We start from the raw sequence: 13657 nt of genomic DNA on the forward strand, positions 1-13657 counted from the left end.
GATTATCTCTCTTGCGGCTCGCGCCGTCGGGAGATGGCCGTAAGACTGAAGGGAGTTTCCTGATAAACGTAATAGTTGAGCCAGTTGCTGTAGAACAGATGGGCGTGCGCCCGCCAGGTCATCAGCGGCATGGCCGAGGAATTGTCGCCGGGGTAATAGTGCCGGGGCATCGCGGGGTTCAGCCCTTTGGCCAGGTCGCGCCGGTATTCGGCGTCCAGCGTGCCGCGGTCATATTCCAGATGGCCGGTCATGAACACCTGGCTGTGATCCAGGCTCTCCACCAGGGTCAGCCCGGCCTCGGCGGATCGCGCCAGAATGCGCAGGTTGGCCGCCTTGAGCACATCCTCGGCGCGCACTTCGGTGTGACGCGAGTGCGGGGCCAGAAATTCATCGTCAAAACCCCGGAACAGGCGGCACTCCGGGTGCAGCACCTCATGGCGGAATATGCCCGATATCTTGGCCGGCAGAATGTACTTGGGCGCCCCGTAGAAGTGGTACAGGGCGGCCTGGGCCGCCCAGCAAAGGTAGAGCGTGGAATAGACATGCCCCTGGGCGTAGGTCATGATTTCCAGCAGTTCCTGCCAGTAGTCCACATCCTCGAAAGGCAGATGCTCCACCGGCGCGCCGGTAACGATCATGCCGTCGAAGCTGCGGTGGCGGATTTCGGCGAATGTCTTGTAAAAACGCTCCAGATGGCGCAACGGCGTGTTTTTGGACTCATGCGCCGCCGTGCGCAGCAGGGTGATGTTGACCTGAATGGGCGAATTGCCCAGCAGGCGCAACAATTGCGTTTCTGTGGCGATCTTGGTGGGCATCAGATTGACGATCACTATTTCCAGAGGGCGGATGTCCTGCTGCCGGGCGCGCTCCTCGGTCATCACGAAAATGTTTTCGCCCTCCAGAGCGGCGCGGGCCGGCAGATCGGCGGGAATCTTGATGGGCATGGCCAAAATCCTTTACATGGTCTTGCAAAAAAGCAGTGCCTGCTTATCTCAGATGCGTCACGCGGCGGTGGCGCGCCGCATTAAAATCATAGTAATTCGCTATGATTTGTCAAGGCATGGCAAAAATTTTTCAGCGGCGCGAGGTTTCCGGCGCTTCACAGGCGCGCCACATGGCTTTCCAGAGGCAGGTCGCAGCCGGCCCCCTTCATGGCCTCCCGGGCCAGACGGTCCAGGCCGCCGCAGCAGGGCACGCTCATGCGAAGCACCGTAAGCCTGGCTATGCGCCCGCCGCGCAGGATGTCGGTCAGCTTTTCCAGCAGCGTCGCGCTGTCTTCCAGCTTGGGGCAGGCGATGAGCGGCACGCGCCCCGGCAGCCAGTCCTGATGCAGGCGGGGCAAGGCGAAGCCCGCGCAATGGGCGGCCAGCAACAGGCGCGCGCCGTCCAGAAAGGGGGCCCGGGGCGACGCCAGCCGCAACTGGATGGGCCAGGTGGGCAGCTCAACCCGCAACGCCTCACTGGCAACCATGGCGGCTGGCGCGCCCAGGAAGCGCGGGTCACGCAGATCGCGCGGGGCGCTGCCGGGGCAGCCGCCAGCCGTATGTCGCGCCGACGACGCCGCGCCGTCCGATGCCTGACGCCGGGCCTTGGCCGCCAGGGCCGCTTTTTCGTCAAATTCCGGCGCCTCGCGCGTGGTCAGGCTCAGCGCGCCCTGAGGGCAGTTCAGGCAGGCGCCCAGGCCGTCGCAGAACACTTCGCTGATCAGGCGGGCCTTGCCGTCAATGACAGCCAGAGCGCCCTCGGCGCAATCCAGCACGCATTGGCCGCAGCCGTTGCATTTCGCTTCGTCGATTTCAATAACGGGTCGTTTCATGTGACTTCCTTATGTCAACTGTCATATCAGTTCCGGCAATTGCGCCGGCGTGTTCACCAGATGCCGCGCGCCCGCGGCGCGCACTTCTTCCAGACCGCGAAACCCCCATGCCACGCCCACGGAGACCATGCCCGCATTGCGCGCCGTAAGCATGTCCACATCGCTGTCGCCCACATAAAAGCATTGTCCGGCCTCCAGATGCAGTTGGGCGAGCATGGCCCCGGGAGCGGCGGGATCGGGCTTGAGCGGCGTTCCGGGCCGTCCGCCGCGCACGTCGGCAAAAGGAACGTGCGGAAAATAATGACTGACCAGCTCCCGCGTGAGTTCATCGGGCTTGTTGGAAAGTACGGCAAGGGTCAGGCCCCGCCGGGCCAGCGCCGTCAGGGCGTCGGGCATGCCCTCATAGGGGCGGGTGCGCTCACGCATGTGCTGCCCGTACCAGAGGCGGGCCTCGTCCACCAGGGCGTCGAGCGCTTCGGGCGCGAGATCGCGCAGGGCCGTCGGGGGCAGAGCGCTGCGCACCAGGCGGCTGAACCCGTTGCCTACCATACGGCGGTAGGCCGCCAAGGGATGGGCGGGATGACCGTGGGCCGCCAGCACAGCGTTGCAGGCCCGGCCTATGTCTTCAAGCGTGTTCAGCAGGGTGCCGTCCAGATCAAAAATAAAAGCCTTCATATGCCCGCTCCGGAGCGGCGAAAACCGCTCATGGGATATGGTCGCAGCATAGCCGAAAAACGGCATAAACCCAAGCCCGCATTCGGGGCTGGCCCGGCTTTGGGCCTATCGCCCCTTCTGGTCTTCTGGACAGGGCCGGGACGCCTTGTTACAGTTCATTCATGTCCGGTCGCGGCATACCGCCCGTACCGACCCTCACTGGAGGAACCCATGCCAAGACATGTACTGACCATCAAGGATCTGGGCGAGAACACATGCTGGCTGCTGGTGCAGCAGGCCATCGGCATTCCGGATGCCAAATCGCGCAGCGACTTCATGACCGAACGGGTGGCGGTGCTGATTTTCGCCCAGCTTTCCCTGCCTGAACGGCTCTGCGTGACGGCGGCCGTGCGGCAGATGGGCGGCTTTACGGTGTACGAGGGCGAGCAGCAAGGCGCCTGGCGTGCGGAGCTGAACGACTATCAGGAACACCTGATGCCGATTTTCGGCTACTATATGGATTGCCTGTATACCTATGGCCTGCCGGTGAGCACTTGGGACATGCGCGCCGCTGATGTGGATTTTCCGGTGATCAACGCGGGCAGCCCTGACGCGCATCCCGCCCACGCCCTGGCCGACATCGCCTGCATGCTGCGGTCGTCGCGCTATCTGCAAGGCGTCACCGCCGGTTGGCTGGGCTGCGCCAACGGCACGCTCCATTCGCTCATTGCGGCCACGGCCTGGTTCCCCTTCAGTCTGCGCGTGGCCCTGCCCCCGCATCTGGACCCTGCCCCGCTTCAGGCTGAGGCAAACCGCCTGCAAACCCCGGTGACCTTTGTGGATACGCCCGAAGAAGCGGTGAAAAACGCCAATTTTGTGCTGGCCGGCTGCCGGGGCGGCATGAGCCGTGAAGACATCGCCCCCTGGCGGCTCGACGCCGCCTTGATGAGCAAAGCCGCTCCAGACGCGCGCCTTTTGCTCAGCGCCTCGCCGGTGCAGGCCATTCCTGTGGATCAGAAGGTGCTTTCCAGCCCGGCATCCCAACTGGTGCGCCAATCAGAGTTCCGCTTGCGGGTGCACAAGCGCATTCTGCACTGGGTGTTCCAGGATGGAGAAAACCCTGCCTAACGGATCAGTCATGCCGGAATTTTTCAGCAAAGCGCGGCCCCGGTCGCGCTTTGCCATGTGCGCCGCCGCAGTTCCGGCCAAGGGGCCGCGACGGTTCAGCCCCGGCGCGGGAGAGGTCAATGACTTTCTGCGGGTCTTCTGCGCCGCATTGTTGAGCCTGGCGCGCAAACAGCGCGCGTAAACCGCAATGCCGCTCGCATTGCCGGGGCTTTCGGCTTTAGTGAATCGCGAGTTCGCTCCGGTGGCGCGGCGGGGTCTCGCCCCGCCCGCCCCCGCAGGGCACTTCATGCGCGAAATGCTCTCATTTCTGCTTGCCCTCATGGCGGATGCCCCGCTTTGAGGACATGCGCTCTTCTGCCCCGACCGAAAAAGCAGGGAAAAACCAGCGCCGCAGGCGGGCAAAAAGGCAGAGCGCTGGCAGGCCCTAACGCGGCAAGAGGGTCAGCTCATAAGCGCCAGCCTGGTTCAGATATTTGCGGGCCACGGCCTGCACGTCAGCCGGGGTCAGGGCGGCGGCCTTGTTGAGCAGCTCTTTCTGAAAATCCTGCGGATAACGCAGCACGGCATCCGTCGCCGCTTCGCCGGAGCGGCCCGCCAGGCTCTGCCTGTCACGCAGATATTCGCCCAGCAGGCGGTTGCCTGCGGCGGCCAGCAGGGCCCTGGGCAGGGGTTTGGCCTTGAGGTCCGCGATAATGCCGGCAAAGCCCTTGCGGGCCTGCTCCAGCTTGTCCGGCGTGGCGCCGATGTAGAAGGCCATGAAGCCTGCCTCCGGCATGCTGCGGTTGAAGGCGGTCACGGTATAGCCCAGCCCCTGTTCGTCGCGCAGCCTGCTGAACAACAGACCGCTCTGACCCGACAGTACGGCCTGCAACAGCATCAGGGCCGGCGCGTCTGGATGGGTGGGCGGCACTGTTTTGAAGAGTTGCAGCAAGTGGGCCTGATGGCGGCCCGGCAGGTTCAGGTTCAGTGTTCTGTCCCGGCCCCAGGCGGGCGCTGTCGCGGCAAAGGCCCGCCCTTCGGGCGCGGGCAGGCTTCGGGCAAAGGCCAGCACTGCCTCGCGCTCAAAACTGCCCGCCACGGAAAGCACCCACGGCTGGGCGGTCTGCCGACGCCAGAAAGCCCGCACATCCTTGCGGTCAAAGCCATCCAGATTTTGCGGCGCGCCCAGGCCGTCAAAGCCGTAGGGCTGCCCGCCGGGATAGAGGAAAGGGTTCAGCCTGGCGAACATATAGGCCAGGGGCCTGTCCGCGCGCTGGCGGATGGCGGATTTCATGTTCTCCACCTCGCGCCGCAGTTCCCCGGCCTCAAAGCGTGGCCTGGCGAACATGTCGCCCAGGGCGCTGAAATAATCGGCATTGAAGCGTGACGGCCCGGTCAGCGAAATGCCGAAGGTCTGCAAGCCCGCTCTGGCTGAAACGGCGGCCGCGCGTTCCGCAAAATAGCGTTCCACGCCCTGGGCGTCCAGCTTGCCGCTGCCGTCGGTGAGCAGACGGGCGGTCAGGTCGGCCAGGCCCTGCTGCTCGGGCTTGAGCAGGGCGTTGCCGCCGGGCAGCATCAAATCAAGAGAGATATAGGGCACCGTGGCGTCGGGAATAAGAATCAGGGTGCGGCCCTCGCCCAGCTGGATCACTTCTCGCGTTCCGGCGTTTGCGCGGGCCGTTGCGGCTTTTTGCGCGCCGCTTCCGGCGGGCCAGTTCTTTTGCAGTATGGCTTCCATATCCGGCAGGGCCGCGCCTTCCGGCGCAAGCACACGCACCCGCGCCCGCTCTGGCGCAAGCCAGAGGGCAATGGCGCTCTGCAGCTGTTTTTCATCCACATTGCGCTGGGTGAAACGCAGATTGCGCTCCGCCTGCTCCCCGCCCAGATCAAACTGAACGACGCCCTTCCAGGCGGCAAGCCCGTTGAGGGTTTCCCCGGCCCGGTTCATGCCGTCCTCCAGATTGAACTTGGCCCGGCGCACGGCGTCGGCGCTGAAGTCGCCGGCTTTGAGAGCGGCCAGGTCTTCAGTCAGTTCCCGCCAGAAGCTTTCCACCTTGCCGGGGTCAAGCTGGGCGGTGATGGTCAGCAGGCCCGCGCGAGCCAGGCTCATATTGTCCACACTGATGCTGTCCACCAGTTGCTTTTCATATTTGTACTTGCGGTAAAAGGCCGAGGCGCCGTCGCCGCCCAGCAGATAGCTGAGCACGTCCAGTTCCACCGCGCGCAGGTCGCGCAGACCGGGCGCGGGAAGGGCTATGCCCAGATAAACCTTGCTCCAGGGGCCGCGGCTCACTTCCACACGCGGGCCGCCCGCCGCGTCAGTCAGATCCAGAGGCGGGGGCGCGGGCAGATCTCCGCTGTTCTTCAGGCCGCCGAAAAGCTTTCGGGCATGGGAGAGCACCGCGTCCGGCTCAATGTCGCCAGCCACCAGCAAGAGCATATTCCGGGGCTGATACCAGCGTTTGACATAATCTCGCAGGTTCTGGGCGGTGACGGACTTGATGGTGTCCACATAGCCGATGATGGGGCGGCCGTAAGGCGTATTTTTAAGCCCTGCCGTTTGAAGATTTTCATAGAGCTTGCGCATGGGCGAATCCTCGCCGCGCTGAAGCTCGGAAATGACCACATTTTTTTCGGCCTCCAGTTCCCTGGGGTCCAGCCGGGCCTGAAAGGCCATATCCTTGACCACGTCCATGCCCGTGCGCCAATGGGCGGCGGGCATATCGGTCATGTACCAGGTCTTGTCGAAGCTGGTGGCCGCGTTGAGGTAGCCGCCCAGCGCCTCCACATCGCGGGCCACCTGCCCCTTGGGCCGGTGTTCCGTGCCCTTGAAAACCATGTGCTCCAGCAGATGGCTGATGCCCGCCTGGCCCGGCTCTTCATTGGCCGAACCCGTGCGCACATACAGACGGGTGCAGACCAGGGGAAAGCGCGTATCCTTAAGGATATACACGCTGAACCCGTTGGGCAGCCGGATCAGATGACCGGCGGCGGAAGCCTCCTCCGCCGGCGTTGCCGCCACGACCGCCGAGGCGCTTATGGCCATGAACAGCGTCAGAACAAACAAGGAAACAATGCGTCGCATTAAAACTCCCGAAAAAGCGGTTTTCAGCCTTCCGGCAGGGGCGCATGGCGCGCAGGCCCGCCGGAAACAGCCGTTCAGTGCATATGAAAAACGGATGGAAGGCGTTTTGCGCATTCCATCCGATAATAATAGTGACTGCCGCCATGCAAGGCAAGCGGTGAAAACCTCTCCGCGGAGCCGTTTTTTGTGCTTGCCCGGCTTCCCCGCGACATGGCGCGCCGCGGAAGGGATAATGGGAATCAGCCGCCCAGGTAGGCTTCTTTGACCTTGGGGTTTTCCAGCAATTCCCGGCCCGGCCCTTCCAGCACCACCCGGCCCACCTCCAGAATATAGGCGTAATGGGCCACGGAAAGCGCGGCAAAGGCATTTTGTTCCACCAGAAGCACGGTTTTGCCCTCGGCGTTGATTCGCTTGACGATCTCGAAAATTTCACGCACCAGCAACGGGGCCAGGCCCAGTGAAGGCTCGTCGAGCATGAGCAGATCCGGGCGGCTCATCAGCGCCCGGCCCACGGCCAGCATCTGCTGTTCGCCGCCGGACAGCGTGCCGCCCTTCTGCCAGCTCCGCTCCCTGAGGCGGGGGAAAAGGCTGTATACCCACTCCAGATCCGTCGCTATTCCGTCACTGTCCTTGCGGGAATACGCGCCCAGATAAAGGTTTTCCTCCACGCTGAGGTGGGGCAGGATGCGACGCCCCTCGGGCGACAGGGAAATGCCCTTGCGCACCATGTCTTCAGGTTTCAGGCCCATGAGCGATACCGGCTTTTCGCCCTCATGCCGGGTGAGGAAAAGCTCTCCGCTGATGGTTTTGTTCAGCCCGGCGATGGAACGGATGATGCTGCTCTTGCCGGCCCCGTTGGCCCCGATCAGGGTCACTATGCTGCCGCGCGCAATGGAAAGGCTGACGCCCTGCACGGCCTGAATGCCGCCGTAGCGCACATGAAGATCGCGTATTTCAAGCATGCTGCACCGCCACATCCTCGCCCAGATAGGCGCGGATGACCACAGGATTGTTGCGCACGGCCTCTGGATCGCCCTCAGCGATCAGCGCGCCGTACTCCATGACCCAGATATACTGGCATACGCCCATGACCACCTTCATGTCGTGCTCGATAAGCAGAATGGTCAGATCAAACTCATCCCGGATATGCCGGATGAAATGCATCAGCTCCAGACTTTCCTGGGGGTTCATGCCCGCCGCCGGTTCGTCCAGCAGAAGCAGGCGCGGTTCGGTGGCCAGGGCGCGGGCGATTTCCAGACGGCGCTGCGCCCCGTAGGGCAGGCTGCCCGCCTTTTCATGCAACTGATCGCCCAGATTCACGCGCTCGGCCAACCGACGCCCCTTGCGGGCGATGTCCGCCTCTTCCCGGCAATAGGCCGGCAGCCCCAGCGGGGCCATCCACCAGGGGCAGTGGCGGCGCACATGACAGCCCACCATGATGTTTTCCAGCACGCTCATCTGCTGCGAAAGGCGGATATTCTGAAAGGTGCGCGCCATGCCCAGACGGCAGATGTCATAGGGTTTGCGGCCCTTGATGCTCTTGCCCGCGAAAATGACCTCCCCTTCCTGGGGGGTGTAAAAGCCGCTCAGCACGTTGAATACCGTAGTCTTGCCGGCGCCGTTGGGGCCAATGACGCCCACGATGCTCCCCCGCGGAACGGCAAGGCTCAGCTCGCTCACGGCCGTCACCCCGCCGAAGCGCATGGTCACATCCCTGGCCAGCAGCAGCGCGTCCGCATAGTCGGACGCCGTGGGCAATACAAAGCCGCTCATGCCTTATGCCCCCTCAGGAAGGCGAAAATTCTCGTCCAGGTCAGCTCGCGCGTGCCCATGATGCCTTCACGCCGGTAAAGGATAATCGCCAGCAGCACCAGAGAAAAAACCACCATACGCATGCCCGGAATGCCCGGCAGCTCCACAAAGCCCAGGTTCATGGGCTCCTCAATGGCCCGCAGCCATTCCAGCAGGATGGTGATCACCGTGGCGCCGAGAATGCTGCCGGTCAGCGAACCCAGCCCGCCCGCCACCACGAACATGAGCACGTTGAAGGTCAGCAGAAAGTTGAACATCTTGGGGTCAATGGTGGAAAGATGACTGCCCAGCAGCGCCCCGCCCACCCCGGCAAAAAAAGCGCCGATGCAGAAAGAAAGCACCTTGTAGCGAAAGACGTTGATGCCCATGACGCTGGCGGCGATTTCATTGTCGCGGATGCAGCGCAGCACATTGCCGAAATTGCTGAACACCAGACGCGCCAGAACGATGAGCGTGAACAGCGCCCAGCCGTAGCAGGCCAGCAGAGTGGCATGAGCCGGGATGCCCTTGATGCCCAGAGAGCCGTTGGTCACAGCCGTGGCGTTGACGATGAGCACGCGGATAATCTCGGCGAAACCCAGCGTGGCAATGCCCAGATAATCGTCGCCCAGGCGCAGCACGGGCACGGCGATGAAAAAGGCAAAGACGGTGGACACCACGCCCCCGGCCAGCACGGATGCCCAGAAGGGCGTGAACAGCTCTGCGAAAGGCCAGATGATGGGCTCCAGAATCCACATCATCTCCTTTTGCTCCGGCGAAAGGATGCACAGGGCCGAAACATAGGCCCCCACGGCGATAAAGCCGGCGTGCCCCAGAGAGAACAGCCCCGTAAAACCGTAAATCAGGTTCAGGGAAAGAGCCAGAATGATGTTGATGAAAATCAGCTTGGCGATGTATATCTGGTAGTCGCCCAGAAAGCTTTCCGCCTGCCAGAGCGCGCAGCCCAGCAGAAACATGGCCGCAATGTTCAGGATGGCGCCGCGGTTCAGACGCATCAGATTTTTTCCTCCATGCGTTCGCCCAACAGACCTGTGGGCTTGAACAGCAGAACCAGCACCAGCAACACAAAAGCGAAGGCGTCGCGGTAGCCGGAAAGTTCGGGCATGAAAGCCACGGTCATGATTTCCACAAAGCCCAGGGCCACGCCGCCAATCACCGCGCCCTGAATGGAGCCTATGCCGCCGAACACCGCGGCGATAAAGGCTTTCAGGCCGGGCATGATGCCCATGTAAGGATGCACCTGCGGATAGCGCAAGGCCCACATGATGCCTGAAGCCGCCGCCAGGGCCGAGCCTATGCAAAAGGTGAAGGCGATGATGTTATCCACCCGCACGCCCAGCAGGCGCGTGGTTTCAATATCTTTCGAGATGGCCCGCATGGCCAGGCCGGGTTTGGTGCGGTAGACGATGTAGAGCAAAATGCCCACCAGAACGGCGGTCATGGCCGGAACAAAGGCCGTCAGGCGCAGGATGCGCAGGCCGCCCACCTGCCATTCCGAAACCAGCCATTCCGGCTGAAGCACGGGCCGGGGCTGGCCGGTAAAGACCACCACGGCAAGACTTTCAATAAAAAACGACACCGCGATGGCGCTGATCAGGGCCGAAATGCGCGGGGCGTCGCGCAAGGGCCGGTAGGCCACCCGCTCCACGACCACGCCCAGCAGACTGGCCCCGGCGATGGCCATGATGGCGGCAACGCCCCAGGGCCAGCCAAAGGCGAACGTGCCGAAAAAGACGAAATACGCGCCCACCATAAGAATGTCGCCGTGCGCGAAGTTGATCAGGCGCAAAATGCCGTAAACCATGGTATAGCCGATGGCGATCAGCGCGTAGAGCGAGCCCAGGGTCAGGGCGTTGAAACAGTGCTGCAGAAACATGTCAAGGCTCATGAACCACCTCTGCGCGCCCGCTTTCCGGCAAGCGGCCTGGAACCGGCCTGCGGACAGCGTCACTCACGCGGAACAGTAAACGGACAACGCCCCGCGGCGAGGATACGCCGCGGGGCCATGATGAGCGACCGGTTTACTTGGGCGTTACCTCGCCCACATAGACACGCTGGCCGTTCTTGTATTCGATGATGCCCACGGGCATTTCAGCGTCGTGGCTTTTGTTGATGGAGAGCTTGCCCAGAGCGGTGGGCAGCCCCTGGGTTTCGGCCAGCGCCCTGGTGATGGCCTGGGGCTCGGCCGAGCCGGCGCGCTTGATGGCGTCCACGATCAGGAAGTAGCAGTTATAGCCCAGCGCGCCGTTGACGTTGGTTTCTTTGTCGGGGTAGGCGGCTTTCCAGGCTTCGGTGAAGCGTGCGGCCTCAGGGCTCATGTTGGTCATTTTGGGGTCATAGGGGAAGGTGGTGTGCAAAAAGCCTTCCACGGCCTTGCCGCCCAGCTTGACGGTATCCGGGTTATCCATGGCGTCCGCGCCCATCAGGCGGAAGGTGGCGCCCAGTTCGCGGGCCTGCTTCATGATGATGGCCCCTTCGGCGAAATAGGCGGGCATGAAGACGATATCGGGCTTTTTGGAGATCAGCTCGGTGAGCTGCGCCGTGAAGTCCTGGTCGCCGGAGCTGTACTTGAGGTTGGCAACCACTTCGCCGCCCAGTTTTTTGAAGGAACGCGAGAAGAAGCTGGACAGGCCCACGGCGTAGTCGTTGGTCATGTCCATGAGCACGGCGGCCTTTTTGAAGCCAAGGTTTTCAAAGGCATAGGTGGCCGCGGCCGCGCCCTGGTAAGGATCAATGAAACAAGCGCGGAAATAGTAGTTCTTGCCCTGGGTCACCAGAGGATTGGTGCAGGAGGTGCCCACGCCAGGCACTTTGGCCTTTTCGGCCACTTCAGCGCCGGCCATGGCCAGAGAGGAACCGTAGGTGCCGATAAGCGCCACGACCTTGTCGCGTTCCACAAGGCGTTTCACGGCATTGGCCGCTTCCACCTTGTCTGACTTGTTGTCCACAACCACAAGCTCCACGGGACGATCCAGCACTGTGGGCATTTCTTTCTGGGCCAGGCGCACGCCTTCCAGCTCCAGCTGGCCGCCGAAGGCGTTCTGACCGGTCAGCGGCAGATACACGCCGATTTTGATGGGATCTTTGTCCGCGGCGGGCGCGGCCTGCGCCCCAAGGCCCAGCGAAAGCGTCAGCGCGGCCAGCGCCGCGAGATATTTGCCCAGTTTCATCTCCCCCTCCAGGTTGTGCGGTTTTCGACACGACAGGCCCGCGCCGGCCGCCGAAGCGGCCCGCGACGGCGGTCCTCCCGCCGCTGTGACAGGCATGCGCCATTTAGTATAGACCACTTGGGCTTTTGCCGCAATTCACAAAAACAGCGCTCACTCCGAACCGGGCTATCCGAACATGCCCGTGTAGCGCGCGAAAAGGCGGAGACTCGGCCGTGAAAAGCCGTCCCATTCGGCATTGAGCTCCAGGCCGGGAATCAGGGCGCGAACCACGGGCAGAGCCAGATCCGCGCGGCTCAGTTCCACATAGAGCGGGCTTCTGCCGTGCGCGGCCAGAACGCATTCCAGAAGGCGGCGGTTGGCCTCGGCCGACGGCAGGCTGTAGTCCGGCAGGTCTTCCAGCACACGTTCGGGCAGCCCGGCCAGACCGGGGCCGGACGCCCTGCCGAAGGGTGCCGGTTGCGCCCAGACATAGGGCCAGGGCGTTTCGGTCAGCGCCGCCAGGGCGGCGCGCGCGCCGTTCAGACCGGCCCCGGTGGCCCGCGCCACAACGCCGTCATGGGCGGTGACAAAGCACTGATACGCAGGCAGCCCCAACTCGGTGGTAATATCCTGAAACTGGACGCGAATGCCGCGGGCCGCGTAGTCTTCAAGCAGGCTCTGGATGCGCGGGTCGCGGCTTCTGAGGGTAAAGCAGCGCGCCCGGCTGAAAGGCGTGGTGGCCTCGGCGTCGCGCTCCATAATTTCCGTAAGCGCCGCCACCTTTGCTTCATCCAGGCTGTTGCCCGACGCCAGCCCCGTGGAGCCGCCGGCCAGAAAAAGCCCCGGTTCATCCAGATTGCAGAACAGAAAGACCGCCTGGGCCGGAACCAGCACTTCCCCGCCGTCCACGGATCGGGCCGTCAGCCAGTGCAGGGGAGCGTCCGGGCAGGGGGCTTCCAGAGGCAGCAGATCAGGATTCAGCGCCGGCCTGCCCCGCGCCGTCAACTCAGCATAACGGGCTCTGACCAGCGGCAGGGGCAGCTTGCGGTCCAGCACCAGCCCGCCGCTGCCCTCTTCACCCGGCCCCACGCTGACATACGCGCTGGCCCGCTCCACAATTTCCATGGCGTAAGAAGCGCGCGCCTGGGCCAGCGAAAGCCCCCGCCCGTAAGCCGTGGCCTGGCCGCGCAGCGTATGCGACAGGCGGCCGTTGCGCACGCTCACGTCCACCCGCCAGGAGCGCAGCAGGGCAATGGGCGAAAGCGAAGCCTCGTGCCGCATTTCCGGCCCGTCAATAAAACCCGCTTCCATCAGGGCATCCACGGCGCGCAGAAACGTCTCCCCGGCCGGGGGGCGCTCACGCGGCGTCCAGTGTTCAGCCGCCATGCGGGCGTGCTCACGGGCCAGAACGCCGGCGCGCGCGCTCATTTCCTCCGCTGTTTTTTCCAGCGCCTCCCGGCTGAACAGCGGGGGCATATCCGTCTCGTCAGGCCGGGGCAGAACATGGTGCCCGCAGATATTGCCGCGAAAGGCCGCGCTCCAGACGGCGACGGCCCCGCGCTCCGGCTGGAGCGCGGCGCGCAGATAAATGGCCGGGCTGGCAGGCGCCAGGCGCGTCATGGCGTCAGCCGGGAAGGGAGCAAAGGCGTCATACGCTTCCCGCCATGCGGGCAGCAGCAAGGCGCATTCCAGCAGCAGGCCAGCCAGGGCAGGACGCGTAAAGACGTCGACCGCGGCATCGTAACAGGTCGCGGCCAGGTCACGCAGTTCCTCCGGCCGCTTTTTGCTCAGCGCCCGCAGCAGATGCTGATGCAGAAAGTCGTCCAGCGGCGTCTCTTCCAGTTGCGCCAGCGCATCGTCCAGACTGAGGGAGGACGGCGGCTCACAGGAAAAATATCCGGTAGTGGCCAGGGTTTCAGCGTGGATGTAGGCGTAATCCGTATGAGGCACGGCGGGCGTTGCCGAAGAAAAATCCGAAAATCGGGAATGGCCGGACGACATGCTTCCTCGCGCTGGCAAAAGCTGTAAACAAAA

At 63.5% G+C, this 13657-nt stretch carries 12 protein-coding genes; 2 read left to right on the forward strand and 10 right to left on the reverse strand.

What is annotated here, in order from left to right:
• Positions 1–2: 2 nt before the first annotated feature.
• The 3 genes from metA to ACQRA4_RS04010 form a co-directional block, all read right to left on the reverse strand.
• Positions 3–944: a homoserine O-acetyltransferase MetA gene (gene metA / locus ACQRA4_RS04000; RefSeq protein WP_427821796.1), complete on the reverse strand. Its 942-nt coding sequence runs from the start codon at positions 942–944 to the stop codon at positions 3–5.
• Positions 945–1099: 155 nt separating this feature from the next.
• Entirely contained in the window at positions 1100–1816 is a 717-nt protein-coding gene (locus ACQRA4_RS04005; RefSeq protein WP_427821797.1) for an ATP-binding protein, read from the reverse strand.
• A gap of 21 nt (positions 1817–1837) precedes the next feature.
• Positions 1838–2491: an HAD family hydrolase gene (locus ACQRA4_RS04010; RefSeq protein WP_427821798.1), complete on the reverse strand. Its 654-nt coding sequence runs from the start codon at positions 2489–2491 to the stop codon at positions 1838–1840.
• A 210-nt stretch (positions 2492–2701) separates the two neighbouring features.
• Between ACQRA4_RS04010 and ACQRA4_RS04015 the strand changes: the two genes are divergently transcribed.
• Both ACQRA4_RS04015 and ACQRA4_RS04020 read left to right on the forward strand, forming a co-directional pair.
• Positions 2702–3598, forward strand: a complete 897-nt coding sequence (locus ACQRA4_RS04015) for an ornithine carbamoyltransferase (RefSeq protein ID WP_427821799.1) — start codon at positions 2702–2704, stop codon at positions 3596–3598.
• Between the two features lie 10 nt (positions 3599–3608).
• The gene (locus ACQRA4_RS04020) at positions 3609–3779 is read left to right on the forward strand and encodes a hypothetical protein (RefSeq protein WP_427821800.1); all 171 of its coding nucleotides are present in this window, start codon (positions 3609–3611) and stop codon (positions 3777–3779) included.
• A gap of 243 nt (positions 3780–4022) precedes the next feature.
• Here ACQRA4_RS04020 and ACQRA4_RS04025 read toward each other — a convergent pair whose 3' ends face one another.
• The 7 genes from ACQRA4_RS04025 to ACQRA4_RS04055 all read right to left on the reverse strand — a co-directional run bounded on the left by ACQRA4_RS04025 (position 4023) and on the right by ACQRA4_RS04055 (position 13624).
• The gene (locus ACQRA4_RS04025; protein WP_427821801.1) at positions 4023–6662 is read right to left on the reverse strand and encodes a M16 family metallopeptidase; all 2640 of its coding nucleotides are present in this window, start codon (positions 6660–6662) and stop codon (positions 4023–4025) included.
• 239 nt (positions 6663–6901) lie between these two features.
• The gene (locus tag ACQRA4_RS04030) at positions 6902–7624 is read right to left on the reverse strand and encodes an ABC transporter ATP-binding protein (RefSeq protein WP_427821802.1); all 723 of its coding nucleotides are present in this window, start codon (positions 7622–7624) and stop codon (positions 6902–6904) included.
• On the reverse strand, positions 7617–8435 hold the full coding sequence (locus ACQRA4_RS04035) for an ABC transporter ATP-binding protein (RefSeq protein WP_427821803.1): 819 nt from the start codon (positions 8433–8435) through the stop codon (positions 7617–7619). Before ACQRA4_RS04035 ends, ACQRA4_RS04030 begins: the two co-directional genes overlap by 8 nt.
• Positions 8432–9469 carry a branched-chain amino acid ABC transporter permease gene (locus ACQRA4_RS04040; protein WP_427821804.1) on the reverse strand — a complete coding sequence of 346 codons (1038 nt, stop codon included), beginning with the start codon at positions 9467–9469 and terminating at the stop codon, positions 8432–8434. Before ACQRA4_RS04040 ends, ACQRA4_RS04035 begins: the two co-directional genes overlap by 4 nt.
• Complete coding sequence (locus ACQRA4_RS04045) at positions 9469–10362, reverse strand: branched-chain amino acid ABC transporter permease (RefSeq protein ID WP_427821805.1); 894 nt, start codon at positions 10360–10362, stop codon at positions 9469–9471. Before ACQRA4_RS04045 ends, ACQRA4_RS04040 begins: the two co-directional genes overlap by 1 nt.
• A 133-nt stretch (positions 10363–10495) precedes the next feature.
• Positions 10496–11644, reverse strand: a complete 1149-nt coding sequence (locus ACQRA4_RS04050) for an ABC transporter substrate-binding protein (protein WP_427821806.1) — start codon at positions 11642–11644, stop codon at positions 10496–10498.
• 165 nt (positions 11645–11809) lie between these two features.
• Entirely contained in the window at positions 11810–13624 is a 1815-nt protein-coding gene (locus ACQRA4_RS04055; protein WP_427821807.1) for a YcaO-like family protein, read from the reverse strand.
• Positions 13625–13657: the final 33 nt, after the last annotated feature.

Source organism: Desulfovibrio sp. SGI.169, from assembly GCF_050313595.1.
In the GTDB taxonomy this organism is placed as follows: Bacteria; Desulfobacterota; Desulfovibrionia; order Desulfovibrionales; family Desulfovibrionaceae; genus Desulfovibrio.